Here is a 24,776-nt window from a genome sequence, read left to right on the forward strand (position 1 = left end):
GGACGCCTGCGGTCCCGGGGCACGACGGGCCTCGTCTCACTCCAGGTTGGTGTGGCGGGCGCGCATCGTCTCGGCCGTCTCGCCGAGGCGGTCGCGCAGCTTGAGCACGACGATCTCGAAGACGAGCATCTGCGCCGTCTCGAACAGGGAGCCCATCGGCAGCACGGAGACGGCGCCGCCGCGGTCGTCGGCCATGGTCTGCGCGGGGATGGTGAAGACGATGTCGGCCGCCTGCGGCGTGCGGCCCTGCGGCTGGGCGGTCACCACCGCGGTGCGGGCGCCGGCCTCCCGCGCCACCTTCATCAGGGCATCGCCGATATTCGAGGCGCCCGGCCCCGACGAGACGAACAGGAGGTCGCCCGGGCCGACCGGCGGCACCGTCATGTCGGCGACGACATGCACGTCGAGCCCGAGATGGAAGAGCCGCATGGCGAGGCCGCGCATCTGCAGGCCTTCGCGGCCGGCGCCGTAGATGGCGATGCGCCGGGCGGTGGCGAGCGCCTCGATCAGGGCGTCCGCCGCATCGGCGGGCAAGGCGCGGACGACGGCGGCGAGGTCGTCGAGCGCGCGCAGGGACAAAGCGGGAATTGTATCGGTCATGGCGTTTCCGGCAGGGTTTTGATTCCCGAGGCTATCGCATCCGGCCGGCCTCCGTCATCCCGCGCGGGGGCGAAGGCGGATATTTCCGGGAGGCGGGCCTCCGCTTCGGCCCGGAGGGGGACGCCGTTTTTGGCCCATGACCGTTCAGGATTTGCATTGCCGGGCTTGTCCCCGGCAATCCAGCCGGGCCGGCAGCCCTCATTCGGGACGAAGTCCGGATACCCGGGACGAGCCCGGGTAGGACAAATTGCGCCTCCCCCCTCTTAATCTCAGCGCCTATGGGCGGGGACGTCCGCGCTCCCGCGCATGATCGCGGACACCGCTTGACTCCAATATAATGGAAATATAATCTCCTATCATGGACAAGGTCACGGATATCGACGCCGATCTCGGCACGCGCATCAAGGCGCTGCGCGGCGCGCGGCAGCTCTCGATCGAGGCGCTGGCGGCGGCCAGCGGCGTCAGCCGGGCGATGATCTCGCGGATCGAGCGCGGCGAATCGAGCGCCACCGCCCAGCTCCTCGCCCGGCTCGCCGGCGCGCTCGGCGTCAGCCTCTCCACCCTGTTCGCCGAGCCGAAGGCCGAGGCCTCGCCGCTGGCGCGGCGGGCTGACCAGCCGCTCTGGCGCGATCCGGCCTCGGGCTATGTCCGCCGCGCCGTCTCCCCGGCGACCGCGACGGGCATCGTCGACCTCGTGGAAGTCGAGCTGCCGGCGGGGGCGCTGGTGCCCTTCGAGCGCCACGCCGGAGCGGGCTTCGACCAGCTCGTCTGGCTGCGGGAAGGCGAGCTCGTCCTGTCGGTCGACGGCAAGGCCTGGCCGCTCGCCCCGGGCGACTGCCTGCATATGCGGCTCGACCGGCCGCTGATGTTCCACAATCCCGGCCCTGTGCCGGCCCGCTACGTCGTCGTCCTCTCCCACGCCCGGCAGGTGCCTCCCCGATGACCGCCATCACCGTCACCATCCCCGGGCCGGACGAGGCCGCGCCGCTGGTGCCCGTCCTCGCCGGCATCCTGATCGACTGCGTCGAAGGCGGGGCGTCGGTGTCCTATCTGCCGCCGCTCGACCGGCCGACGGCCGAAGCCTTCTACCGCAAAACGGTGGCGCGGGTGGCGGACGGCAGCACCATCCTGTTCGTCGCTCGCCTCGACGGCGAGCCGGTCGGCACGGTGCAGCTCAGCCCGGTGCCGATCCAGAACCAGCCGCACCGGGCCGAGGTCAACAAGCTGCTGGTGCATCGGCGCGGACGCGGGCGCGGCGTCGCCCATGCCCTGATGGCGGCGCTGGAGCGGGAGGCGCGGGCGCTCGGCCGTCCGCTGCTCAGCCTCGACACCACCGCCGGATCGCCCGCCGAACGGCTCTACGAGAAGCTCGGCTGGCAGCGCCTCGGCGTCATGCCGCGGCACGCCTTGCTGGCGCCGGGCGTCTTCTCCGACACCACGTTCTTCTGGAAGGATCTCACGGCATGACCATCCGCAGCGCGACCGAGGCCGACCTGCCGGCCATCCTCGCCATCTACAACGACGCCGTGCTCCATTCGACGGCGATCTGGAACTGGACCGTCGCCGACCTCGCCAACCGGCAGGCCTGGTTCGAGGCGCGGCGGGCGCAGGCCTATCCCGTCCTCGTCGCCGAGGAGGAGGGGGCGGTGCTCGGCTATGCCAGCTATGGCGACTGGCGCCCCTTCGACGGCTACCGCTACACGGTGGAGCATTCGGTCTATGTCGCCGAGCCCGCCCGCGGCCGGGGCATCGGCCGCGCCCTGCTCGCCGCGCTGATCGCGGCGGCGACAGCGGGCGGCAAGCATGTCATGCTCGGCGGCATCGACGCCGCCAACGAGGCCTCGCTCGCCCTGCACCGGCGCCTCGGCTTCGTCGAGACCGGGCGCATGCCGCAGGTCGGCCAGAAATTCGGGCGCTGGCTCGATCTCGTCTTCATGCAGAAGATGCTGGAGGGATAGGGGCGGCGGGCCTTCCTGCCGGCAAGGCTCTGGCGCCGCGTCCGCCCGGGTGCCATCATGGGGCCGTCTCCACCGGTCGGCGCCATGCCCCTGCCTCCCGTCAGCGAACTGATCCTCACCACCGTGCTCGCCTGCCTCACCGCCGGCAATTGGCGCATCGCCTGGCGTCCCGCCTGGCTGCGCATGGCCACCGGCGCGTTCTTCTTCGTCCTCCTCACCCTGCTGACGGTGAAGACGAGCGGGCCGCCGGTCGCCCCCGTCTTCGACACTGCGAGCATGGCGATCGGCCTGTGGCAGCAGGGGCTCGTCGCCGCCTGGTGGATCCTCGGCGGGCGCCTGGTGGTCGGCCTGCTGCGCCTGCCGCTGTTCCGGGAGCGCGGCACCGGCGAAGCCAAGCTCGGCTCGGACCTCGTCGCCGGCATCGTCTACATCGCGGCGGTGCTCGCGGTGGTCAATTTCGTGTTCGACCTGCCGGTGCGCGCCTTGCTGGCGACCTCGGGCGTCATCGCCATCGTGCTGGCGCTCGCCCTGCAGAACACGCTGGCGGACGTGTTCGCCGGCATCGCCGTCGGCATCGAGCACCCCTATTCCATCGGCGACCGCATCTGGATCGACGGGGCGATCGAGGGCGTCATCGTCCAGGTCAACTGGCGCTCGATCCGCATCCGCACCGACGGCAACGACATCGCCACCGTCCCCAACAGCCTGATCGCCAAGGCGCGGGTGATCAACCGCAGCAAGCCGACGACGCGGCGGGACGATGCGGTGCAGGTCTCCTGCGACGCCAGCGCCAAGCCGGACCTGGTGATGGATCTCCTGCGCCAGGCGACCATGCTCTGCCCCAAGATCCTCGCCGATCCCGCCCCTTCGGTGCTGCTGTCGCGCATCGGCCTGCGCTCCAACAGCTACGACATCGCCTTTTCCGTCGCCCATACCGACCATCTCGGCGCGATGAAGAGCCTGCTCCTCAAGGAAGTGCTGCGCCAGTTCCGCTACCACAACATCCGCACCTCGCTCCCGGCCGGCGCCGCCGTCGACGGCCTCGCCTCGCCGCTGGTGGAAACGCTGACCCCGGAACAGCTGCTGGCCGAAATCCCGCTCTTCGCCGCGCTCGCCGCCGAAAAGCGGGACGCGCTGGCGCGGACCATGGTCCGCCGCATGTTCGAACCGACCAAGACCGTGCTGTCGCAGGGCGAAGCCGGCGCCGGGCTGTTCATCGTCGCCTCCGGCGTGGTGGAGGGCAGCCGGATGATGGCCGGCCACTCCCATGTCGTCGGCCGGTTCGGGCCCGGCGATTCCTTCGGTGAGATCAGCCTGCTCACCGACGGCCCCAATCCCGGCACGCTCGTCGCCGTGACGCGCTGCATCCTGTTCGAGCTGCGCCGGAACGAGCTCCAGCCGCTCCTTGCGGCCGAGCCCCGCCTCGCCGCGGCCCTGGAGGCCTCCGCCCGGCGCGGCCAGGCCTTCCTCGCCCGCGACGCCGCGAAGGCGGCGAGCGCGCCGCCCGGGCCGCCCGCCCAGTTCCTCGCCCAGATCCGCGCCTTCTTCAAGCCGTGAGGGCGGCCCGGCGGCGCCGGGCGCGAGACCGGCAGCCCCGCCGTCGTTTTTCGGTTTCCTCCGGCGGGCGAGCCGTCCTATCCTCGCCCATTGCCCCCGCCCCGGACCGATTCATGCCATCCGCCCCTGCCCTTGCCGCCCGCCTCGCGCATCTCGCCGAGGCCCGCCCGCCGCTCGATCCGGGCATGGCGGCCTTCCGCGCCCGGCTCGCGGCCGAGACGCCGCACGAGGCCATCCATTGGCCGCTCGACCGCCAGCGCTCGGCGTGGGACGCGGTCTGCCGCTCCTACCACGCGCCGCATCCGCCCGGCCTCGCCGTCACCGATCTCGCCATCGCCGGCCCCGGCGGCCCGCTGAAGCTGCGGCTCTACCGGCCCGAGGGCGGCGCCCCGAAGCCCGGCCTGCTCTATTTCCACGGCGGCGGCTGGGTGCTGGGCAGCCTGGAGACGCATGACGACATGTGCGCCGAGATCGCGGCCGGCGCCGACGTCGCGGTCGTCGCGCTCGACTACCGGCTGGCACCGGAGCACCCCTTCCCGGCGCAGCTGGAGGATTCGCACGCTTTGCTGGCCTGGGTGCTCGCCGAAGGCGCCGGCCACGGCATCGACACCGCCCGCCTCGTCGCCGGCGGCGACAGCGCGGGCGGCCAGATGACGGCGGCGCTGGCCGGCGATCTGCGCGACAGAGGCGAGGACGTCCTGCGCGGCCAGATCCTGATCTATCCCGTGCTCGGTGCCGAGACCGACACCGCGTCATACCGGCGCAACGCCACCGATTCGGCCCTGGCCCGCGAGGAGATGGTGCATTATCTCGACGCCTTCCTCGGACCGCCGACGTCGCCCGCCTGGCGGGACAAGCGTGCCGTGCCGCTGCTCGAAAACGACTTTGACGGCCTACCGCCGGCCTTCATCACCGCCGCCGCGCACGACGTGCTGCAGGACGAGGCCTTCTTCTATGCCGCCCGGCTGGAAGAGGCCGGCGTGCCGGTCTCCCTGCGCCACGAGCCGGCGCTCGACCATTCCTATATGCGCGCCCGCCACCACAGCACGGCGGCGGCCGCCGGCTTCGCCGCCATCGTCGCGGCGGCGCGATCGCTCGGCCATCACGGCCGCCTGCCCGCCTGACATCGAAAGACCTGCCATGCATTACGATACCCTGGTTCTCGGCGGCGGCATCGTCGGCGTCTCCATCGCCGTCCACCTGCAGGAGCGCGGCCGCGCCGTGGCGCTCGTCGACCGGCGCGGCCCGGGCGAGGAGACCTCCTACGGCAATGCCGGCCTCGTCGAGCGCTGCTCGCTGCTGCCGGTGGCCTTCCCGCGCCAGCTCTCGGCGCTCGCCGCCATCGTCCTCAAGCGCTATCCCGGCGCGAATTTCCACTGGTCGGCGCTGCCGGCCCTGGCGCCGTGGCTGCTGGCCTATCGCCGCTTCTCCGCGCCGGACCAGCTGGTGGCGACGGCCCGCATCATGCAGCCGCTGCTGGACGTCACCGTGGCCGAGCACCGGCGCCTCGCCCGGGCGGCGCAGGCCGAGGGCTTCTTTCGCGACACGGGCTGGGTCAAGATCTACCGCACCGAGGCGGCGCATGCCGCCGAGCGCGAGGAGATCCCGCTCGCGGCCGAATTCGGCTACAAGGCGCGGGAAATGTCGCGCGAGGAGGTGCTGGCGCTCGAACCCTCGCTCAAGCCCAGCTTCCGCTCCGGCATCCTGTGGTCCGACCCGGATTCGGTGTCGAGCCCCGGCGGCGTCACCAAGGCCTATGCCGCCTATTTCCAGGAGATCGGCGGCACGCTGCTGGCCGGCGACGCCCAGACCCTGGCACAGGACGGCCAGGGCTGGTCGGTCGCCACGGCGGAAGGCGCCGCTGGCGCCCGGGAGGCGGTCGTCGCGCTCGGCCCGTGGTCGATGGACGTGCTCTCCCCGCTCGGCTATCGCCTGCCGCTGGCGGTGAAGCGCGGCTACCACATGCATTATCACGCCGAGGCGGGCGCCGGGCTCAGCCGGCCGGTGCTCGACGAGGAGGGCGGCTACGCGATCACGCCGATGCTCCAGGGCATCCGCCTCACCACCGGCGCCGAATTCGCCCGCCGGGACGCGCCGAAGACGCCGGTGCAGGTCGACAAGGCCGAGAGGATCGCCCGCAGCCTGTTTCCGCTGGCGGGCCGCGCCGAAGCGGAGCCGTGGATGGGCGCGCGGCCGATCTTCCCGGATTCGCGGCCGGTCATCGGCCCGGCGCCGCGCCATCGCGGCCTGTGGCTCGCCTTCGGGCACCAGCATCTCGGCTTCACGCTCGGCCCCGCCACCGGCCGGCTGCTCGCGGAGATGATGACGGGCGAGAAGACCTTCGTCGACGCGGCACCCTTCGCCGCGACGCGCTTCGGGTGATCGGAGCGCGGACAACCGGGCCGTAGGCGTAACTCAGGCCCGCGATCGGTGGGTCGATCACCGATCGACCTCTTCCTTGCCGGCAGACTCTGCGTCTCCAAGAAGGGCGATCGGGTGATCGCCCCTCCATCGTCACGCCTTGCCTGGCAAAGTCAGCGCATACGGGCATCCTGGCCGCCCGTCACGACGGCGGCGGTCTCATTTCAATTCGCGCACGAGGTCCGGATGGCGGTCGAGCACCCGGAGCAACTGCGTCGTCGGCCCGCTGGGTTCGACCAGTCCCCGTTCGTACTTGTCGAACGCATTCTCGCCGACCTTGAACAAGGCGCCCGCCTCGCGCTGCGAGAGCTTCAGCTTGGTCCGCACGCGCCTGATCGTGGCCGGCGAGGGAATGCCATCGAGCTTTTCCTTGAGCGCGCGCATGGCTTCGTCGACGACGGCCATGTCCTTGCCGACGACCACACCATCGCCGTCGCCGGCGGGGTAGTAGCCCGGCAAGTCGACAGTGATCGTCTCTCCCTTGTACGTCACGTCGAACGGACGCACGCCGCGCGTCAGCAATTCACCGGTCTCCGGTGCGAACATGGTGTCGGGAAGATGGATTGCCTTTGCCGTCATGACCCTTTCTCCTTGAAGGACATCCGTCCGAACTCGGTCACCACGTCAGCCTGAAATTTCACATAGAGGATCAAGCCGTCCAGCGGCACGTGGTAGACGTCCTGCCAGACACGATGATCGACAAAGGTCGTCATCGACTTGAAGAACATTCGGGGACGAATACCGGCGATCGTGTCGGCGATACGCGGGCGATCGAAGCCGAGCGCGGTGGCGTCCCGCAGCGCGGACACGGTTATCGCCAGGGTTTCGCTCGATCCGATGGCGTCCTTGATCGCTTCGAGGTCATACGTCGGCCGACGCTTTTCCATGAGGGTCTTTTGCCACCATAAAGAGGGCGGTTCAAGAACCTGTTCTGCCGGCGTCCGTCGGCGTCCGGCCCTTTTCGTCATCGCGGTATCATGCGTCGGAACCCGGCATGATGTCCGCGCCGCCGGCACGTTCGGCTGCTTGTTCTTGGCAGCGGCGTGTTTTGGTGGTTAGACGGTGAGACCCCGTCGTCCAGCGGGCGTGTGGGGCGTCAATCTCGCGGAGTATCCGATGAATCCGTCTTTCGCAGCCGACCTGACCGAACGAGCACGCCAAAAAGGGCCGATCACGGTGGGCCTGGTCGGCGCCGGCCAGATGGGGACGGACCTCATCGTGCAGATCGCGCTGATGCAGGGCCTGCGCATCGGCGCCATCTGCGTGCGCTCCCGGCCGCAGAACGCCATCGCCGCCGCCCTCAGCGCCGGCCACCGCCCCGACGAGCTGGTGGAGGTCTCCAACACCTCGGCCATCGACCGCGCCATCGAGGCGGGGCGCATCGCCATCACCACGGACCTCGCCGCCTTCGCCGCGGCGGGGCGCATCGAGGTCGTCATCGACGCCACCGGCCATCCCGAGACCGGCGCCCATGTCGCCCTCGCCGCCATCCGCAACGGCAAGCACATGGTGATGCTCAATGTCGAGGCCGACATCACCATCGGGCGCTACCTCAAGGCCGAGGCGGAAAAGGCCGGCGTGATCTATACCGGGGCGGCCGGCGACGAGCCGGCGGCGGCGGTGGAGCTCGTCGCCTTCGCCCGCGCCCTCGGCATGACGGTCGTCGCCGCCGGCAAGGGCAAGAACAACGCGGTCGATTTCGACGCCGTGCCCGACGATTACGTGGCCGAGGCCGAGGCGCGCGACATGAACCCGCGCATGCTGGTCGAATTCGTCGACGGCTCCAAGACCATGGTCGAGATGGTGGCGCTCGCCAATGCGACCGGCCTCGTCCCGGACAAGCCCGGCATGCACGGCCCGCGCGCCAGCCGGGACGAGCTCGCCGAGGTGCTCTGCCCCGCCAGCCATGGCGGCGTGCTCAGCCGGCGCGGCGTCGTCGACTACACCATCGGCAAGGGCGTGGCGCCCGGCGTCTTCTGCATCGTCGAGCCCAACCATCCGCGCGTGCTCGAACGCATGACCGACCTGCATGTCGGCAAGGGGCCGTTCTTCACGCTGCACCGGCCCTACCACCTCACCAGCCTGGAGACGCCGCTCACCGCCGCCCGCGCCGTCCTCTACGGCACCGCCGACATGCAGCCGCTCGACCACCCGGTGGCCGAGGCGGCGGCGCGCGCCAAGCGCGACCTCGAGCCCGGCACCGTGCTCGGGCGCATCGGCGAATACGACTATCGCGGCTGGTCGATGCGCTGGGCGGAAGCCAGCAAGGCGCGCCTGCTGCCGATCGGGCTCGCCGAGCGCGCCCGCGTCACCCGGCCGATCCGCAAGGGCGACCTGCTCAGCCACGACAATTGCGCCGTCGACGACAGCCTCACCATCGTCAAGCTCAGGCGCGACCTCGACGAGGCCGACCAGCGCTTCCTCGACGCCGACGCGGCCTGAGCGGAAGCAGCGGGACGCCATTCATGTTCTATTACGTCGCCAAGGCGGTGGGCTTCGTCGCGACCGCGTCGAACGCCGTGTTCCTGATCGGGCTCCTCGGCCTCCTGCTGTGCCTGCGGCGCCGCTCCCGCGCCTTCGGCTGCGTCCTGATGGGCGCCTCGATCGTGCTCCTCGCCGTGTTCGGGCTTTCGCCGGCCGGCAATCTCATGCTCGCGCCGCTGGAGGATCGTTTTCCGCCCGCCGCGATCGCGCCCGGGACCGACATCGCCGGCATCATCGTGCTCGGCGGCGCGGTCGACACCCATCTCGCCAGCATGCGCCACCAATCGGGCCTCAACGATTCGGCTGAACGGATGACGGTGGTGCCCGCCCTCGCCCGGCTCTATCCGCAGGCCCGGATCATCTTCACCGGCGGCATCGGCCTGCCCAGCCTCACGCAGAACGACGTGCCCGAGGCGACGGTGGCCAAGCAGCTCTTCGAGAGCTTCGGCATTCCCGACGAGCGCATGGTCTTCGAGTCGAAATCGCGCGATACCTATGAGAATGCGCAGTTCACCCGCGACCTCCTCCAGCCGGCGCCGGGCCAGCGCTACCTCCTCGTCACCTCGGCCTTCCACATGCCGCGCGCCATGGGCCTGTTCCGCAAGGCCGGCTTCGACGTGCTGCCCTATCCCGTCAACTACCGGACGGCCGGGCCCGCAGACGATTGGCTGCCCTTCTTCAATGTCGGGGACGGCCTGCGCCAGAGCAATGTCGCCTCGCATGAATGGCTCGGCCTGCTCGGCTACCGGCTGGCGGGGCGCATCGACGACCTCTTCCCCAAACCCTGACCTTGCGAGAGATTGCCATGCACGACCTCCTCGTCGCATCCGCCGCCGATGCCGTCCCGATCTGGTTCGTCACCCGTGACGATGCGGCGGACATCCTCGCTGGCCTGCCCGCGCCGCAGCGCGACTGGATCGCCGCCAACGCCTTCGAAGCGGCCGCCGGGCGCCATCTCCTGCTGCCGTCCGCGGGCGGCGCCCTCGCCGGCATCGTCTTCGGCCTGGAGGAAGGCGGGCGCCACCGCGACGCCTTCCTGCCGGGCAAGCTCGCGACGCTGCTGCCGGCGGGCACCTACCGCTTCGCCAATGCCAGCCATGACGACCGGCTGGCCGCGCTGAGCTGGCTCCTCGGCGCCTACCGCTTCACCCGCTACCGCAGCGCCGAGGCGCCCACCGCCCGCCTGGTGGTGCCGGACGGCGTCGACGCCGACGACATCACCCGCATCGCCGAGGGCGTGGCGCTCGGGCGGGACCTCATCGCGACGCCCTCCAACGACCTCGGTCCGGCCGAACTGGCCGAGGCCGCCCGCAGCCTCGCCGCCCGGCATGGCGCGGACTTCGCCGTCACCGTCGGCGACGAGTTGCTGGACCGCAACTTCCCGATGATCCACGACGTCGGCCGGGCGTCGTCGCGCCCGCCGCGGCTGATCGATTTCAGCTGGGGCGATCCGGCCCATCCCAAAGTGACGCTGGTCGGCAAGGGCGTGGTGTTCGACACCGGCGGCCTCGACATCAAGCCGAGCGCCGGCATGCTGCTGATGAAGAAGGACATGGGCGGCGCCGCCTCGGTGCTCGCCTGCGCCAGCATGGTCATGGCGGCCGGGCTCCGCATCCGCCTGCGCGTGCTGATCCCCGCCGTCGAGAACGCCATCTCGGGCTCCGCCTTCCGGCCCGGCGACATCCTGGCGACGCGCAAGGGCATCACCGTCGAGATCGGCAACACCGACGCCGAGGGCCGGCTCGTGCTCGGCGACGCGCTGGCGCTCGCCGACGAGGAGGCGCCCGACCTCATCGTCGATATGGCGACGCTCACAGGCGCAGCCCGCGTCGCCCTCGGGCCGGACCTGCCGCCGCTGTTCACCCGCGACGACGTCGTCGCCAACGCCCTGCAGAACAACGGCCTGGTCGAGCACGACCCGCTGTGGCGCCTGCCCTTGTGGCCGCCCTATGACGGCATGCTCGAGTCCAAGATCGCCGATGTGAACAACGTCTCGAGCGGCGGCTTCGCCGGCGCGATCACCGCGGCGCTCTTCCTTGACCGCTTCGTGGAGAAGGCCAAGTCCTTCGTCCATCTCGACATGTTCTGCTGGAATCCGACCACCCGGCCCGGCCGGCCGGAGGGCGCCGAGGTGATGGGCGCACGGGCGCTCTACGCCTATCTCAAGACGCGCTATGCGTGAGGGTGAGGCCATTCAGCGCCTTCTCCCGGCCGGGAGAAGGAAGTCGAGCCATTTTCTGAAAAGACGGCTGGAAGCCGGCGGTCCCAGGGAGATATCATGAACGACGGCGACGATCTCATCCGGCTGAGCGCCGGCGCGGTGGTGGACCTCCTGCGTCGGCGCGAGGTCAGCCCGCTCGACCTCGTCGAGGCCTCGCTCGCGCGCATCGCCGAGGTCGACGGCGCCGTCAACGCCATGGTGACGCTGTGCGCCGAGCGGGCGCGCGACCAGGCGCGCCGGCTGATGGCGCAGCCGCCCGCGCCGGCACAGGATTTCCGCTGGCTCGGCGGCCTGCCTTTCGCCGTCAAGGATCTCAGCGACCTTGCCGGCGTGCGCACGACCTATGGCTCGCCCATCTTCGCCGACAACGTGCCCGAGCGCTCCGACATCATGGTCGAGCGGCTGGAAGACCATGGCGGCATTCCGATCGGCAAGAGCAACACGCCGGAATTCGGCGCCGGCGCCAACACCTTCAACGACGTCTTCGGCGAGACGCTCAACCCCTGGAACCGCAGCCTGAACGCGGGGGGCTCGTCCGGCGGCTCGGCGGTGGCGCTGGCGACCGGCCAGGTCTGGCTCGCCACCGGCTCCGACCTCGGCGGCTCGCTGCGCACGCCGGCGAGCTTCTGCTCCGTCGTCGGCCTGCGCCCGACGCCCGGCCGCGTCGCGGCGGGGCCGGCCGAGGTGCAGTTCGAGACGCTGGCGGTCAACGGCCCGATGGCGCGCAATGTCGAGGATATCGGCCTGATGCTCGATGCCATGGTCGGCTGGCATATCGAGGATCCCCTGTCGCTGGAGGCGCCGGCCGCGAGCTTCCGGCAGGCCGCCCGGGAGCGCGGGGCGCCCAGGCGCATCGCCTTCTCGCCGGATCTCGGCGTGACCCCGGTCGATCGCGAGACGTGCGCGGTCTGCGAGGCGGCGGCGCGGCGCTTCGCCGAGGCCGGCTGCATCGTCGAGGAGGCGTGCCCGGACTTCTCCGGCGTGCCCGAAGCTTTCCAAACGCTGCGCGCCCTCGGCTATGTCGCGGGCATGCAGACGCTCTACGAAACCAAGCGCAGCCTCCTCAAGCCCGACGTCGTCTGGAACATCGAGCGGGGCCGCGCCCTCGACGCCGAGGCGGTCGGCGTCGCGCTCCGGCGGCGCAGCCGGCTCTATGCCGAAATCGCCGCCTTCTTCGGCACCTACGACCTGCTGCTCACCCCCGCCGCCTGCACGCCACCCCTCGACGTGAAGCAGCGCTGGGTGCGCGAGGTCGACGGCCACGTCTTCGAGAACTATGTCGAGTGGCTGCGTCTGGCCAGCGTGGTGACCATGACCTCCTGCCCGTCGCTGGCGATGCCGGCCGGCTTCAGCGCCGACGGGCGCCCGATCGGCCTGCAGCTGATCGGCAAGCCGCGCGGCGAAGCGGCCCTGCTCGGTGCGGGCGCCGTGCTGGAGGACATTCTCGGCCTCGCCGGCCTGGTGCCGATCGATCCGCGCTGACGGGCGGAGGCGCGTGGCGCCGCAAGCGAGCGGCCGGGCCGGGTGTCGCGACGTTGACGTCCCTTCTCCCCGCAAACGGGGCGAAGGGCCAGCGGCGTCGCGTTTCGGAAGGGCGGGGCGAGATGGCGGCGTCGATAGATGCCTCGATGCCGATGTCCTCTCGCCCTGCGAAGCGGGGAGAGGATAGAGGTGAGGGGCGCCGCCCCGGCCTGCCGATCCGGCGCCGGCTATCGCTTTACACGGAAGCGTTGGTGCAGCCCCTCATCCTTACCTTCTCCCCGCAAGCGGGGCGAAGGGACGGCGGCGTCGCGTTTCGGAAGGGCGGGGCGAGATGGCGGCGTCGATAGATGCCTCGACGCCGATGTCCCCTCGCCCTGCTTTGCGGGGAGAGGATAGAGGTGAGCGACTATCTGGCTTGTCAAGTTGCGTTGGCGAAAGCGATGCGCGCATCGCGTGCTTTTGCGTTGAGCTTGACGAGAAGTTTGCGGGCCAGGGCGATACGGATGACCATTTTGGGCTTCTTGGCATCCAGCAACCTCTGGTGGAATTGTTTCAGGCCGGGGTCGTAGCGACGGGCGATGTCGGCGACCAGGAAGAGGATCGAGCGCACCGGAGCCCGGCCGGCGCGGATATGGCGCTTGCCTTCGAGTGCGCCGCTTTCCCTGGCGATCGGGGCAAGGCCGACCAGTTTGGCGATGGCTCGGTTGGAATAGGTGCCGATTTCCGGCAGGTCCGCCATCAGGCGGGCGATCGAGCGATTGGCCACGCCCTTGACCGACCGAAAAGTCTCCCCCAGATGGCTCCAGAGGGGATCCTCGTCGATCAGACCGGCGATCTCGCCCTCCAGCGAACGCGACTGGCGTTTGAGGAAGGCGATCAATTCGTCCAGGCTGGCGAGAGCCTTGGCGTCGGTCGTTATCTGGCGCCGCTGCTTCTGGACCACAAGGTCGCTCGTGACCTGGCCGAGCCGGCGTACAAGCGCCGTCAGGCTTTGCTGGGCCAAGCTCGGCGGCGGATCGGGCCGCATCTGCTTCACTTCGGCGAAGCGCCGGATCATGCCCGCATCGATCCGGTCGGTCTTCTCCAGCACCCCCATGGCTTCGGCGAAGCGGCGCACCGACCGGGCATTGGCCAGGGCACAGGGGATGCCAGCCTCCCACAGAAGCAGGAAGGCCAGCCGCTCATAGCCGCCGGTCGCCTCCATCACCACCAATTCAACGCCATGCTCCCGGCACAAGGCCGCAAAGTCGGCGATCTGCGCCGCGTCGTTGATGAAAGAAGCTCTCACCACCTCGCCACGCGGGTCCAGCATCTCCACGTCGAGACGCGCCTTCGAAACATCTGCTCCACAAAACTGATGCGCCACGGTAACCTGCCTTGTTCGTGCGATTGCGATCCAGCGACTATTCGGTCGTACGTGACAACGGCGAAGATCCCAGGCTCACCTGCGGTTGTAACCTGAGGGGCAACGGGCGACTTCACCGCACCCGAGGACCGGTGGCCACCGGTCCTCGGGCTCTGTCGCTTCAATCCAACATCAATCGTGATGTCCAGATACAAGGGGCGCCGCCCCGGCCTGCCGATCCGGCGCCGGCTATCGCTTTACACGGAAGCGTTGGTGCAGCCCCTCATCCTTACCTTCTCCCCGCAAGCGGGGCGAAGGGACGGCGGCGTCGCGTTTCGGAAGGGCGGGGCGAGATGGCGGCGTCGATAGATTGCCTCGACGCCGATGTCCCCTCGCCCTGCGAAGCGGGGAGAGGATAGAGGTGAGGAGCGCCGCCGCCGCGCAAGGCGTTTCCACTGGGGACAGGCGACACGGCGAGCCAGCCCGAGGGAGAGGAAGAGCCGGCGGGACGCCCGCGCTCCCGGGGTTAACAAAATTTGCGTTATTTCGCGGCACCATAGCGGGCCGAGACATCGTCGCGGCCTGAGCGGGAGCACATCATGGGGGTCGAGATCCGGCCGGCGCAGGCCCTGCGCCTCTGGCACGACGTGACGCTGGACCTCGTGCGCGACGCGCAGCCGGACCTGTCCGCCCGCCAGCTCGCCATCCTGCTCACCGTCTATCTCGAAGTGCCGCCGCATACGGTGCGGGGCCTGGCCGCCAAGCTGTCGGTGACCAAGCCGGTGATCACCCGCGCCCTCGACAGCCTCGCCAAGCTCAAGCTCACGGCGCGGCGGCGCGACGAATTCGACCGGCGCAACGTCATCATCCAGCGCACCGTCGACGGCGCCTTGTTCGTCGAGCGGCTCGGCGATATCCTGGTCGCGCATGCCAAGGACCTGCCGCGATGACCGCGCATCCGACCCATGACCGCCGCACCACGCTCGCCCGGCCCGATTTCGCGGCCGAGCATCTGCGCGGCCTCGTCGAGGCGCCGCGCTACGGCCGGGGCGAAAGGCGCCGCGTGGTCGAGACCGCCGCCGCGCTGCGGCGCGAGCCCGATTTCGCCACCTCGATCGACACCGAGGCGGTGTTCGGCGAGATCTTCACCGTCTATGACGAGATGGAGGGCTGGGCCTGGGGCCAGCTGGAGCGCGACCTCTATGTCGGCTGGCTCTCGGCCAACGCGCTCTCCGCCGGGGCGGCCGACGACGCGCATGCGCCGACCCACCGGATCCGGGCCCAGCGGACCTTCGTCTATCCGGTGCCCTCGATCAAGGCGCCGCCGATGATGCCGCTCACCCTCGGCAGCGCCATCGCCGTCTCCGGCCCCAGCGGGCCGTTCCTGGCGCTCAAGGACTGGGGCTTCGTATTCGCCGAGCATGCGGCGCCCATCGACGCGCCGGAGGACGACCCCGTCGCCGTGGCCGAACGCTTCCTCGGCGTGCCCTATCTGTGGGGCGGCCGCACCAGCCTCGGGCTCGACTGCTCGGCCCTGGTGCAGACGGCGCTCCAGGCCTGCGGCCTCGACTGCCCGCGCGACAGCGACATGCAGGAAGGCACCCTCGGCGAAGCGCTCGATCCCGCCACGCCGCTTTCGGCGTTGCGGCGCGGCGACCTCCTGTTCTGGAAGGGCCATGTCGCCCTGGTGCGCGACGCCGACACCCTGATCCACGCCACCGGCCACAGCATGACGGTGATGGTGGAGGGGCTCGCCGAGGGCGTGGCGCGCATCGCCGCGGCGGGAAGCACGCTGAGGACGATCCGGCGGATCGGGTAGCGCCGGAGCGCGGACATCCTGTCCATCAGAGCTAAGTTTGCAGAAAACGGCACAGTCTCCTTCTCCCAAGCGGGACTTCGCATTTCATGCGGAAATGCTGGGGTGGCGCAAACCGCCGGACGAGGATCTGACCGTCGACAATTGAAGCGCGATTTTGAGCGATCTGCCTCGAAGTATAGACCCTCATCCCCCTGCCGGGACCTTCTCCCCGCCGGGGAGAAGGCGGCTGATTAAGAACGCGCCGGCGGCGTGGCAAGCCCATGCGCCGAGACATCGCGCTCCCGTCACGCCTCCTCCCGCCGCGCCCGCATCCAGGACAGGATCGAGGCGCCCTTCACCACCAGGGCGAGGATCAGCGTCACCACGATGATCAGGAAGGCGGCGGCGGCGATCGCCGGGCTGATGTTTTCGCGCAGCGAGGAGAACATCTGCCGGGCCAGCGTCGTCTGGTTGGGGCCGGCGACGAAGAGGGTGATCACCACCTCGTCGAGCGAGGTGGCGAAGGCGAAGGCGGCGCCGGCGAGGATGCCGGGCAGGGCCAGCGGCAGCGTCACCGTGCGGAACACCGCCGCGGGCGGCGCGCCCAGGCTTGCGGCGGCCCGCTCCAGCGCCGGATCGATGCTGGCGAGCGATCCGGAGACGTTCACCAGCACGAAGGGCACGCACAGCACGGCATGGGCGATGATGACGCCGGCATAGGAGCTGGCGAGGCCCATGCGGGCATAGAGGATCTGCATGCCGACGCCGAGCACCACGGCCGGCACCACCATCGGCAGCAGGAAGAAGGAGCGCAGCACGCCCGAGAAGGGCACGAGGTTGCGGCGCAGGCCGAGCGCCGCCAGGGTGCCGACCACGGTGGAGAGCAAAGTGGCGCCGCTGCCGACGATCAGGCTGTTGACGATCGAGCGCTGCCAGGCGTCGCTGGTGGCGAGCTGCTCGAACCAGCGCGTCGAGACGCTCTCCATCGGATAGGTCAGGAAGACGCTGCCGGTGAAGGCGAGCGGCAGGATGGCGCAGAGCGGCACGATCAGATAGGCGACGACCAGCGCCGCGAAGGCGAGCCGCAGCGCGTTGAAGCCCGCCGCCGCCGGCCCCCGGCCCGCGCCGCTCACGGCTGCACCATCGGCGTGCGCGACAGCCTGCCATAGACGAGATAGAGCACCGTCGTCGGCACCAGCAGGAAGATGCCGAGCGCGCCGGCCATGCCCCAATTGGCGGTGCCGGTGGCATAGAAGGCGATGACGGAGCTGATCATCTGGTCGTTGGGGCCGCCGACCAGGGCCGGCGTGATGTAATAGCCGAGCGCCACCATGAAGACGAGGAGCGAGCCGGACAGCAGCCCCGGCATGGCGAGCGGCAGCAGCACGTGGCGGAAGGCGCTGAGCGGCGGCGCGCCGAGCGCCGCGGCCGCCGGCATCAGGTTCTTCGGGATGGCGACGAGGCTCGAATAGATCGGCAGCACCATGAAGGGCAGCAGCACATGCGTCATGGCGATCAGGATGCCGGTGCGGTTGTAGATCAGCGGCAGCGAGCTGTCGATCAGCCCGAGGAGCTTGAGCACCTGGTTGATCAGCCCGTTCTCCTGCAGCAGGATCATCCAGGCCGCGGTGCGCACCAGCAGCGAGGTCCACAGCGGCAGCAGCACGGCGAGCAGCAGGAGGTTGCGCTTCCAGCCCGACAGGCTCGCCGCCAGCATGGCGAAGGGCAGGCCGATGGCGGCGCACAGCAGCGTCACCTCCAGCGCGATGACGAAGGTGCGCAGCATGATCATGCGGTTCACCGCCATGTCGGGCGGCACGGCGGCGACGGCACCGTCGTCGCCGCGCCTGAGGTCGACGGCGGCGAGCAGGTTGGCGTCGGTATAGGCGGGCATGCCGCGCTTCAGCGCCAGCCAGAACGGGGTCTGGCTCCAGCGCGGATCGACGGCGGCGAGCGCGGGCGGCGGCGCATCCGGCGCCTTGCGCACCGCCGCCGCCGTGCGCGGCAGCAGGGTGCGGAAGCCCGACTGCATGCTGTTGAGCGTGCGCACGGCATCGCCGAACTGCTCCTGCGGGATGGTGGCGCGCAGGTCCCCGACCAGCGCCGCCTCGACCGCCGGCCCCGGCAGTCCCTCGCCGTTCCAGCCGGCGATCGCCTCGGCGGTGAGCGGGAAGGCGAGGCGCACGGTGCCGCCCTGCACCGAGGTCGCGATCATCATGCCGAGCGGCCAGAGGAAGAAGACGCCGAGGAAGGCGAGGAGCGGCAGGACGAGGAGGACGGCCTTCAGCCGCGGCGGCAGGTTCACGGCAGGACCAGCGTGCAGTCTTCCGGCGCGAAGCCGGCGATGGCGTCGGAGCCGACGGGGCGCGCCTCGTCGCGCCGGTCGGTGCGCGCCACCAGGCGCTGGCCGCCGCAGTCGAGATGCAGGCGGACATGGTCGCCGTGATAGACGTCGTCCTCGATGCGCACCGGCAGCGCATTGGCGGCGCCGGGATCGCTGCCGAGGCGCAGGCGCTCGGGCCGCACGGAGACCATGACCCGTTCGCCGGCCGCCGCCGGCGGGGCGCCGGTGCGGCAGGCGACGACGCGGCCTTGCGCCAGCTCGACCTGGGCGAGCCCGTCGGCATGGGCCCGGAGCGTGCCTTCGAGCAGATTGGTCTCGCCGATGAACTCGGCCACGAAGCGCGTGCGCGGATGGTCGTAGAGGCCCGAGGGGGTGTCGAGCTGCTCGATCTTGCCGCGATTGAGCACGGCCACCCGGTCCGACATGGTCAGGGCCTCGCCTTGGTCATGGGTGACGAAGATCACGGTGAGGCCGAGCGTGCGGTGGAGCTCGCGGATCTCGAGCTGCATATGCTCGCGCAATTGCTTGTCGAGCGCGCTCAGCGGCTCGTCCATCAGCACGACCTTGGGCTCGTAGACGAGCGAGCGGGCCAGGGCGATGCGCTGCTGCTGGCCGCCGGACAGCTGGGCGGGGCGGCGGGCCTTGAGCTCGCCGAGGCGGACGAGGTCGAGCGCGCGGGTGACGCGGCTCTCGCGTTCGGCGCGCCCCATGCCGCGCATCTTCAGGGGAAAGGCGATGTTCTCGGCGATGGTCATATGCGGGAACAGCGCGTAGCTCTGGAAGACGACGCCCATGTTGCGCTTGTAGGGCGGCAGGCGCTCGACGCGCACGCCATCGACATGGATGGCGCCGCTGGTCGGCGTCTCGAAGCCGGCCAGCATCATCAGGAGCGTGGTCTTGCCGGAACCGGAAGGACCGAGAAGGCTGACGAACTCGCCGCGCCCGACATGGAAGTCGAGACCGTCGACAACTTTCATCGTGCCGAAAGATTTGCTGACGGCATCAAAATGAATGAACGAGTCCATCTGGCGCGAACGTCTCCTTCTCCGCAGGATCGACCGGCGCGGAGGGCGCGCCGGTCGCCAGGACTTCCCGCGCTACTGGCCGAGCCAGGCGTTGAAGCGCTTGGTGAGATCTTCGATATTGTCGTTCCAGAAATCAATATCGATCGAGATGGAGTCGGTCATATTGGCCGGATTGGTCGGCAGGTCGGCGGCGAGGTCGGCGGGAACCGCCGCCGCGGCCGCCTTGTTCGGCAGGCCATAGGCGATGTCCAGCGGCAGCTTGGACTGGTTCTCCGGCTGGCTGGCGAAGGCGATGAAGTCCATCGCCTCGTCCTTGTTCGGGCTGCCCTTCAGGATGACCCAGCTGTCGACGGCATAGATGCTGCCCGGCCACACGCCCTTGAAATGCGTGCCTTCGGTCTTGTTGATGCCGGTGATGCGGCCGTTATAGGCCGAGGTCATCACCACCTGGCCGGATTTGAGCAGCTGCAGCGGCTGGGCGCCCGATTCCCACCAGATCATGTCGCCCTTGATCGCATCGAGCTTCTTGAAGGCGCGGTCGACGCCGCCGGGCGCGCGCAGCACGGTGTAGACGTCCTTGGGCGCGACGCCGTCCGCCATCAGAGCGAATTCGAGCGCATATTTCGGGCCGCGGCGCAGGGCGCGCTTGCCGGGGAACTTCTTGGTATCCCAGAAATCGGCCCAGGATTTCGGCGCTTCCTTCAGCTTGTCGCCGTCATAGGTGATCATGGTCGACCACACGATGGCGCCGACGCCGCACTCGCTCACCGCGCTGTCGAGGAACTTGTCCTTGCCGCCGAGCTTGCTCCAGTCGATCGGCTCATAGATGCCGTCGGCGCAGCCGATCGCCAGCTCGTCGGCCTCGACCTGCACGGCGTCCCAGTTCGGCGTGCCGGCCTTGACCTTGGCCTCCAGCACGCCGATGCCGCCGTCCCATGATTCGTCGAGCACCGGCTTGCCGATCTTGGCGGAGAAGGGCTTGAAATAGATCTTGCGCTGCGCGTCCTGGTAGTTGCCGCCCCAGGAGACGACCGTGAGGTCGCGGGCCGAGGCCAGGCTCAGGCCGGCGAGCACCAGGCCCGCCGCCATGCCGGACGCGGATAGAGCATGCTTGAAGATCATCGTCGACTTCCCTCTGGTTGATTGTTTCCGCATCGGCCGGGGCGGCTGCCGTCACCTTCCCGGCGATCGGTCCGTCCCGCCCGGCGTTGCGCGACCGTCGCCGTATGGACGGATCCATCCGACCCTCAAGCCCGCCGCGTAGCAATGGCTCGCCCCTGCGCCGTTGAATAAACTAGACGCCGATCTCCGCCAGCAGCTGCTGCGGCGCGAGCCGCAGGGCCGCTGCGCGGCGATGGCCCTCCAGGCCCTCGCTGGCGCTCTGGCGGATCGCCGGCGGCGCCACCGCGGCGACGCCCCGCTCGTCGAGCCATTGATGCGTGCATGTCTTGAGATAGGAGCCCACCCACAAGCCGCCGGTGTAGCGGCCGGCGCCCATCGTAGGCAGCGTATGGTTGGTACCGCAACATTTATCCGAATAGACCACGCTGGCCGACACGCCGATGAAGAGCGAACCGTAATTGCGCAGCCTGGCCGCCGTCGCCTGCGGATCCCTGGTGTGGACCTCGAGATGCTCGGCGGCGATGAAGTCGGAATAAGCGAGCATCGCCGCCTCGTCGGCGCAGACGACGATCTCGCCGTAATCGCGCCAGGCCGGGCCGGCGACGGCCGCGGTCGACAGGCCCGGCAGCAGGCGCTCCACTTCCGCCCGCACCGCTTCGGCGAGCGCGCGGTCGGTGGTGATCAGGCCGACGCGGGTGCGCACGTCGTGCTCGGCCTGGGCGAGGAGATCGATGGCGATGGTCACGGCATTGCCGGTCTCGTCGGCGACGACGAAGATCTCGCTCGGCCCGGCGAGCTGGTCGATGCCGACGAGGCCGAACACCTGCCGCTTGGCCTCGTTGACGAAGGCGTTGCCCGGGCCGAAGATCTTGTCGACGGCGGGGATGCTCTGCGTGCCATGGGCCATGGCGGCGATCGCCTGGGCGCCGCCGACGCGGAAGATGCGGTCGGCTCCCGACAGGTGGCAGCCGGCGACCATCGCCTGGTGGGCGCCGGGCGGCAGGCAGGCGACGACCTCGTCGCAGCCGGCGACCTTGGCCGGCACGATGGTCATCACCGGCGCCGACAGCAGCGGATAGCGCCCGCCCGGCACATAGGCGCCGACCTTGGCGATCGGGATGACGCGATGGCCGAGATGGAGGCCGGGCAGCAGCTCGACTTCCAGCGGCAGGAGGGTGGCGCGCTGCGCCTCGGCGAAGGCCCTGACCTGGGCGATGGCGAATTCGGTATCGGCCCGCGTCTGCGGATCGAGGGCGTCGACCGCCGCCTGCCGCTCGGCCGGCGACACCTCGAAGCGCTCGACCTCGACACGGTCGAACTCGCGCGAATAATGCCGCAGCGCCTCGTCGCCGCGGCTGCGGACGTCGTCGATCACCGCCTTGACCGTCGCCTCCACCGGGGCGTTGTCGGTCCAGGCGCTGCGCTCCGGCGCCTTGACGCGCATGATCCTGGCTTCGACGGCGGGGTCGAGAATGGGCATCGGCGGATATCTCCGGGGGAAGAACGGTCGGCCGACACTCGGTTCTGCGGGTGAGTTGCGCAATCGGGGGGACGGGGTTCGTTTAATATATTCACCACTTCGCCCGTCATGCTATCAAGCCGGCGCCACGGCGGGGAGGACAGCATGAAGATCGGGCACAGGCTTCGCGAGCTTCGCAACCGCCGCAAGCTCAGCGTGCGGGAGGTGGCGGCGCGCTCGGGCGTCAGCCATTCCTCGATCTCGCTGATCGAGCGCGACATGATCAGCCCCTCGCTCGACACGCTGCACGCCGTCCTCGACGCGCTCGGCACCACGCTGCCGGGATTCTTCCTCGACCTGCAATCGGCCCTGCCCCAGAGCCCGTTCTACCGCGCGGCGGACCTCACCGAGATCGGCCGGCCGGATACGGTCTCCTACCGGGTGATCGGGCTCGGCTATCCCAACAAATCGATGCTGATGCTGCACGAGACCTATGCCCCCGGCGCCGATACGGGCGAGGCCTATGCCCATTCGGCGCAGGAGGGCGGCATGGTGCTGAGCGGCGCGGTGGAGATCACCGTCGACGGGCAGACCGAGATCCTGCGCCCCGGCGACGGCTATTATTTCGACAGCCGCCTGCCGCACCGCTTCCGCAACGTCTCGGACGGACGCAGCGAGATCGTCAGCGCCATCACGCCGCCGACTTATTGACGGGGAAGGGCATCCTGTCCGCACGCTCTACAATATGAGAATCGATTGCCTTCTCCCGTTGCGGGGAGAAGGTCCCGTCAGGGGGATGAGGGCCTAAACTTTGACAAAGGTAATTCGACAATCACGCTTGAATTGTCGAAATTTAGACCCTCATCCGGCGCTGCGCGCCACCTTCTCCCAGCCGGGAGAAGGAAAATCGCGCCGTTTCCGTAGAGCTGGAGCGGATGGTCGAGACGTCCGCCTCTTGGAAGCGTTGCGCCTGCGGGAAGAGGCAGGCTGGAAGCCTGCGGTCCCAGGGGCTTACGCGGCCGCCTCGCGGGCGCGGTCGGCCTTCTTGCGCTCGTTGGGGTCGAGGATCGCCTTGCGCAGGCGGATCGACTTCGGCGTGACCTCGAGCAGCTCGTCGTCCTGGATCCAGGCGATCGACTTCTCCAGCGTCATCTTGATCGGCGGGGTCAGGCGCACCGCTTCGTCCTTGCCGGAGGCGCGGACATTGGTGAGCTTCTTGCCCTTGAGCACGTTCACTTCGAGGTCGTTCTCGCGGGTATGCTCGCCGACGATCATGCCCTGATAGACCTTCCAGCCGGGCTCGATCATCATCGGGCCGCGATCTTCCAGGTTCCACAGCGCATAGGCGACGGCTTCGCCGGCATCGGTCGATATCAGCACGCCATTGCGGCGGCCGGCGACTTCGCCCTTGAACGGCGCGTAGGCGTGGAACAGCCGGTTCATCACCGCGGTGCCGCGCGTGTCGGTCAGCAATTCGCCCTGATAGCCGATGAGGCCGCGGGTCGGGGCGTAGAAGACGAGGCGCTGGCGGTTGCCGCCGGAGGGACGCATCTCGATCATGTCCGCCTTGCGCTCGGACATCTTCTGCACGACGACGCCGGAGAACTCCTCGTCGACGTCGATCACCACTTCCTCGATCGGCTCCAGCAGCTCGCCGCTCGCCGGATCCTTCTGGAAGACGACGCGCGGGCGCGACACGCCGAGCTCGAAGCCTTCGCGGCGCATCACCTCGATGAGGATGGCGAGCTGCAATTCGCCGCGGCCGGAGACGATGAACGAGTCCTTGTCGGCGGATTCCTCGATCTTGAGGGCGACGTTGCCTTCGGCCTCCTTGAGCAGCCGGTCGCGGATGACGCGGCTGGTCACCTTGTCGCCCTCGGTGCCGGCGAGCGGGGAATCATTGACCATGAAGGTCATCGACACCGTCGGCGGGTCGATGGGCTGGGCGACGATGCCCTGCGTCACCTCGAGCGCGCAGAAGGTGTCGGCGACGGTGCCGAGCGTCAGGCCCGCGATGGCGACGATGTCGCCGGCTTCGGCTTCCTCCACCGGCTGGCGCTCGATGCCGCGGAAGGCGAGGACCTTGGAGACGCGACCCTGCTCGACGACCTTGCCGTCGACGCCGATCGCCTTGATCGGCATGTTGGCCTTGAGCACGCCGGAGGAGATGCGGCCGGTGATGATGCGGCCGAGATAGGGATTGGCCTCCAGGATGGTGCCGAGCATGCGGAACGGACCGGGCTCGACCGTCGGCTGCTTGACGTGCTGGAGCACGAGATCGAACAGCGGCGCCATGCCGTCATCCTGCGAGCCGTCGGCCGAGAGGGCCATCCAGCCCTGCTTGGACGAACCGTAGAGGATGGGGAAGTCGAGCTGGTCGTCGGTGGCGTCGAGCGCGGCGAAGAGGTCGAACACTTCGTTGACCACCTCGGTCGGGCGCGCGTCCTGCTTGTCGACCTTGTTGATGGCGACGATCGGCTTGAGGCCGATCTTCAGGGCCTTCGACACCACGAACTTGGTCTGCGGCATCGGGCCTTCGGCGGCGTCGACCAGCACGATCGCACCGTCGACCATGTTGAGGATGCGCTCCACCTCGCCGCCGAAATCGGCGTGGCCGGGGGTGTCGACGATGTTGATGCGGACATCCTTCCAGACGATCGAGGTCGCCTTGGCCAGGATGGTGATGCCGCGTTCCTTTTCGAGGTCGTTGGAGTCCATCACGCGCTCGGCCACGCGCTGGTTGTCCCGGAAGGCGCCGGACTGCCGCAGCAGCTGGTCGACCAATGTCGTCTTGCCATGGTCGACGTGCGCGATGATGGCGATGTTGCGAAGTTGCATGATAAACCGGGTTTCCGCGCCTGCTGACCCCTGCCGGCCGGCGCTCTGCGAGTGATGGTCTGTCGGATTTTGCGCCGCAATATCACAAAGCAGGGGCCGGCGGCAATGCCGCGCGGACGGAA

23 protein-coding genes are annotated in these 24,776 nt (G+C 69.5%); 13 read left to right on the plus strand and 10 right to left on the minus strand.

Features of this window, described 5'->3' with window-relative positions:
• Positions 1-36: 36 nt before the first annotated feature.
• On the minus strand, positions 37-600 hold the full coding sequence (locus tag J3R73_RS28400) for an SIS domain-containing protein (protein ID WP_307435305.1): 564 nt from the start codon (positions 598-600) through the stop codon (positions 37-39).
• A gap of 358 nt (positions 601-958) precedes the next feature.
• On the opposite strand from J3R73_RS28400, the gene J3R73_RS28405 reads away from it, so the two are divergent.
• The 6 genes from J3R73_RS28405 (at position 959) to J3R73_RS28430 (ending at position 6,497) form a co-directional block, all read left to right on the plus strand.
• On the plus strand, positions 959-1,543 hold the full coding sequence (locus tag J3R73_RS28405) for a helix-turn-helix domain-containing protein (protein ID WP_307435310.1): 585 nt from the start codon (positions 959-961) through the stop codon (positions 1,541-1,543).
• The gene (locus tag J3R73_RS28410) at positions 1,540-2,067 is read left to right on the plus strand and encodes a GNAT family N-acetyltransferase (protein ID WP_307435315.1); all 528 of its coding nucleotides are present in this window, start codon (positions 1,540-1,542) and stop codon (positions 2,065-2,067) included. The genes J3R73_RS28405 and J3R73_RS28410 overlap by 4 nt, the downstream gene beginning before the upstream one ends.
• Positions 2,064-2,558, plus strand: coding sequence for a GNAT family N-acetyltransferase (locus J3R73_RS28415; RefSeq protein ID WP_307435319.1), 495 nt, complete (start codon positions 2,064-2,066; stop codon positions 2,556-2,558). Before J3R73_RS28410 ends, J3R73_RS28415 begins: the two co-directional genes overlap by 4 nt.
• 84 nt (positions 2,559-2,642) lie before the next feature.
• A complete protein-coding gene (locus J3R73_RS28420; RefSeq protein WP_307435323.1) occupies positions 2,643-4,115 on the plus strand; it encodes a mechanosensitive ion channel family protein in 1,473 nt (490 codons plus the stop codon).
• A gap of 113 nt (positions 4,116-4,228) precedes the next feature.
• Positions 4,229-5,239, plus strand: a complete 1,011-nt coding sequence (locus J3R73_RS28425; protein WP_307435327.1) for an alpha/beta hydrolase — start codon at positions 4,229-4,231, stop codon at positions 5,237-5,239.
• Positions 5,240-5,255: 16 nt separating this feature from the next.
• Positions 5,256-6,497 carry an NAD(P)/FAD-dependent oxidoreductase gene (locus J3R73_RS28430; protein WP_307435329.1) on the plus strand — a complete coding sequence of 414 codons (1,242 nt, stop codon included), beginning with the start codon at positions 5,256-5,258 and terminating at the stop codon, positions 6,495-6,497.
• Positions 6,498-6,695: 198 nt separating this feature from the next.
• Here J3R73_RS28430 and J3R73_RS28435 read toward each other — a convergent pair whose 3' ends face one another.
• Both J3R73_RS28435 and J3R73_RS28440 read right to left on the minus strand, forming a co-directional pair.
• The gene (locus J3R73_RS28435; RefSeq protein ID WP_307435333.1) at positions 6,696-7,115 is read right to left on the minus strand and encodes a type II toxin-antitoxin system MqsA family antitoxin; all 420 of its coding nucleotides are present in this window, start codon (positions 7,113-7,115) and stop codon (positions 6,696-6,698) included.
• A complete protein-coding gene (locus J3R73_RS28440) occupies positions 7,112-7,504 on the minus strand; it encodes a type II toxin-antitoxin system MqsR family toxin (RefSeq protein WP_307435337.1) in 393 nt (130 codons plus the stop codon). Before J3R73_RS28440 ends, J3R73_RS28435 begins: the two co-directional genes overlap by 4 nt.
• 148 nt (positions 7,505-7,652) lie before the next feature.
• On the opposite strand from J3R73_RS28440, the gene J3R73_RS28445 reads away from it, so the two are divergent.
• From J3R73_RS28445 to J3R73_RS28460, 4 genes are all read left to right on the plus strand, one after another.
• Complete coding sequence (locus tag J3R73_RS28445; protein ID WP_307435340.1) at positions 7,653-8,978, plus strand: NAD(P)H-dependent oxidoreductase; 1,326 nt, start codon at positions 7,653-7,655, stop codon at positions 8,976-8,978.
• 23 nt (positions 8,979-9,001) lie between these two features.
• The gene (locus J3R73_RS28450) at positions 9,002-9,808 is read left to right on the plus strand and encodes a YdcF family protein (RefSeq protein ID WP_307435343.1); all 807 of its coding nucleotides are present in this window, start codon (positions 9,002-9,004) and stop codon (positions 9,806-9,808) included.
• Between the two features lie 17 nt (positions 9,809-9,825).
• Entirely contained in the window at positions 9,826-11,202 is a 1,377-nt protein-coding gene (locus J3R73_RS28455; protein WP_307435348.1) for a leucyl aminopeptidase family protein, read from the plus strand.
• A gap of 96 nt (positions 11,203-11,298) precedes the next feature.
• Entirely contained in the window at positions 11,299-12,723 is a 1,425-nt protein-coding gene (locus J3R73_RS28460) for an amidase (RefSeq protein ID WP_307435351.1), read from the plus strand.
• 418 nt (positions 12,724-13,141) lie between these two features.
• Here the strand turns inward: J3R73_RS28460 and J3R73_RS28465 are convergent, their stop codons facing one another.
• The gene (locus J3R73_RS28465; protein WP_307425932.1) at positions 13,142-14,089 is read right to left on the minus strand and encodes an IS110 family RNA-guided transposase; all 948 of its coding nucleotides are present in this window, start codon (positions 14,087-14,089) and stop codon (positions 13,142-13,144) included.
• 578 nt (positions 14,090-14,667) lie between these two features.
• Between J3R73_RS28465 and J3R73_RS28470 the strand changes: the two genes are divergently transcribed.
• Together J3R73_RS28470 and J3R73_RS28475 are read left to right on the plus strand one after the other, a co-directional pair.
• Complete coding sequence (locus tag J3R73_RS28470) at positions 14,668-15,018, plus strand: MarR family transcriptional regulator (RefSeq protein ID WP_307435356.1); 351 nt, start codon at positions 14,668-14,670, stop codon at positions 15,016-15,018.
• Positions 15,015-15,887, plus strand: a complete 873-nt coding sequence (locus J3R73_RS28475) for a C40 family peptidase (protein WP_307435360.1) — start codon at positions 15,015-15,017, stop codon at positions 15,885-15,887. The genes J3R73_RS28470 and J3R73_RS28475 overlap by 4 nt, the downstream gene beginning before the upstream one ends.
• A gap of 284 nt (positions 15,888-16,171) precedes the next feature.
• On the opposite strand, the gene J3R73_RS28480 is transcribed toward J3R73_RS28475, so the two are convergent.
• The 5 genes from J3R73_RS28480 to hisD form a co-directional block, all read right to left on the minus strand.
• Positions 16,172-16,999: an ABC transporter permease gene (locus J3R73_RS28480; RefSeq protein WP_307435363.1), complete on the minus strand. Its 828-nt coding sequence runs from the start codon at positions 16,997-16,999 to the stop codon at positions 16,172-16,174.
• On the minus strand, positions 16,996-18,084 hold the full coding sequence (locus J3R73_RS28485) for an ABC transporter permease (protein ID WP_370880117.1): 1,089 nt from the start codon (positions 18,082-18,084) through the stop codon (positions 16,996-16,998). The genes J3R73_RS28480 and J3R73_RS28485 overlap by 4 nt, the downstream gene beginning before the upstream one ends.
• Positions 18,085-18,167: 83 nt before the next feature.
• Entirely contained in the window at positions 18,168-19,235 is a 1,068-nt protein-coding gene (locus J3R73_RS28490) for an ABC transporter ATP-binding protein (RefSeq protein WP_307435368.1), read from the minus strand.
• A gap of 72 nt (positions 19,236-19,307) precedes the next feature.
• A complete protein-coding gene (locus J3R73_RS28495; protein ID WP_307437767.1) occupies positions 19,308-20,324 on the minus strand; it encodes an ABC transporter substrate-binding protein in 1,017 nt (338 codons plus the stop codon).
• A 205-nt stretch (positions 20,325-20,529) separates the two neighbouring features.
• Entirely contained in the window at positions 20,530-21,837 is a 1,308-nt protein-coding gene (gene hisD / locus J3R73_RS28500) for a histidinol dehydrogenase (RefSeq protein ID WP_307435371.1), read from the minus strand.
• A 144-nt stretch (positions 21,838-21,981) separates the two neighbouring features.
• Between hisD and J3R73_RS28505 the strand changes: the two genes are divergently transcribed.
• Complete coding sequence (locus J3R73_RS28505) at positions 21,982-22,527, plus strand: cupin domain-containing protein (RefSeq protein ID WP_307435373.1); 546 nt, start codon at positions 21,982-21,984, stop codon at positions 22,525-22,527.
• Positions 22,528-22,827: 300 nt separating this feature from the next.
• Here J3R73_RS28505 and typA read toward each other — a convergent pair whose 3' ends face one another.
• Entirely contained in the window at positions 22,828-24,654 is a 1,827-nt protein-coding gene (gene typA, locus J3R73_RS28510) for a translational GTPase TypA (RefSeq protein WP_307435377.1), read from the minus strand.
• Between the last annotated feature and the right edge of the window lie 122 nt (positions 24,655-24,776).

The organism is Labrys monachus, from assembly GCF_030814655.1.
GTDB lineage: Bacteria > Pseudomonadota > Alphaproteobacteria > Rhizobiales > Labraceae > Labrys > Labrys monacha.

What these genes read in the sequence shown, in the direction of transcription:
- J3R73_RS28400 (WP_307435305.1), bottom strand. Translation starts at nt 600, where the DNA reads ATGACCGATACAATTCCCGCTTTGTCCCTGCGCGCGCTCGACGACCTC.
- J3R73_RS28405 (WP_307435310.1), top strand. Translation starts at nt 959, where the DNA reads ATGGACAAGGTCACGGATATCGACGCCGATCTCGGCACGCGCATCAAG.
- J3R73_RS28410 (WP_307435315.1), top strand. Translation starts at nt 1,540, where the DNA reads ATGACCGCCATCACCGTCACCATCCCCGGGCCGGACGAGGCCGCGCCG.
- J3R73_RS28415 (WP_307435319.1), top strand. Translation starts at nt 2,064, where the DNA reads ATGACCATCCGCAGCGCGACCGAGGCCGACCTGCCGGCCATCCTCGCC.
- J3R73_RS28420 (WP_307435323.1), top strand. Translation starts at nt 2,643, where the DNA reads ATGCCCCTGCCTCCCGTCAGCGAACTGATCCTCACCACCGTGCTCGCC.
- J3R73_RS28425 (WP_307435327.1), top strand. Translation starts at nt 4,229, where the DNA reads ATGCCATCCGCCCCTGCCCTTGCCGCCCGCCTCGCGCATCTCGCCGAG.
- J3R73_RS28430 (WP_307435329.1), top strand. Translation starts at nt 5,256, where the DNA reads ATGCATTACGATACCCTGGTTCTCGGCGGCGGCATCGTCGGCGTCTCC.
- J3R73_RS28435 (WP_307435333.1), bottom strand. Translation starts at nt 7,115, where the DNA reads ATGACGGCAAAGGCAATCCATCTTCCCGACACCATGTTCGCACCGGAG.
- J3R73_RS28440 (WP_307435337.1), bottom strand. Translation starts at nt 7,504, where the DNA reads ATGACGAAAAGGGCCGGACGCCGACGGACGCCGGCAGAACAGGTTCTT.
- J3R73_RS28445 (WP_307435340.1), top strand. Translation starts at nt 7,653, where the DNA reads ATGAATCCGTCTTTCGCAGCCGACCTGACCGAACGAGCACGCCAAAAA.
- J3R73_RS28450 (WP_307435343.1), top strand. Translation starts at nt 9,002, where the DNA reads ATGTTCTATTACGTCGCCAAGGCGGTGGGCTTCGTCGCGACCGCGTCG.
- J3R73_RS28455 (WP_307435348.1), top strand. Translation starts at nt 9,826, where the DNA reads ATGCACGACCTCCTCGTCGCATCCGCCGCCGATGCCGTCCCGATCTGG.
- J3R73_RS28460 (WP_307435351.1), top strand. Translation starts at nt 11,299, where the DNA reads ATGAACGACGGCGACGATCTCATCCGGCTGAGCGCCGGCGCGGTGGTG.
- J3R73_RS28470 (WP_307435356.1), top strand. Translation starts at nt 14,668, where the DNA reads ATGGGGGTCGAGATCCGGCCGGCGCAGGCCCTGCGCCTCTGGCACGAC.
- J3R73_RS28475 (WP_307435360.1), top strand. Translation starts at nt 15,015, where the DNA reads ATGACCGCGCATCCGACCCATGACCGCCGCACCACGCTCGCCCGGCCC.
- J3R73_RS28485 (WP_370880117.1), bottom strand. Translation starts at nt 18,084, where the DNA reads ATGATGATCGCGACCTCGGTGCAGGGCGGCACCGTGCGCCTCGCCTTC.
- J3R73_RS28490 (WP_307435368.1), bottom strand. Translation starts at nt 19,235, where the DNA reads ATGGACTCGTTCATTCATTTTGATGCCGTCAGCAAATCTTTCGGCACG.
- J3R73_RS28495 (WP_307437767.1), bottom strand. Translation starts at nt 20,324, where the DNA reads ATGGCGGCGGGCCTGGTGCTCGCCGGCCTGAGCCTGGCCTCGGCCCGC.
- hisD (WP_307435371.1), bottom strand. Translation starts at nt 21,837, where the DNA reads ATGCCCATTCTCGACCCCGCCGTCGAAGCCAGGATCATGCGCGTCAAG.
- J3R73_RS28505 (WP_307435373.1), top strand. Translation starts at nt 21,982, where the DNA reads ATGAAGATCGGGCACAGGCTTCGCGAGCTTCGCAACCGCCGCAAGCTC.
- typA (WP_307435377.1), bottom strand. Translation starts at nt 24,654, where the DNA reads ATGCAACTTCGCAACATCGCCATCATCGCGCACGTCGACCATGGCAAG.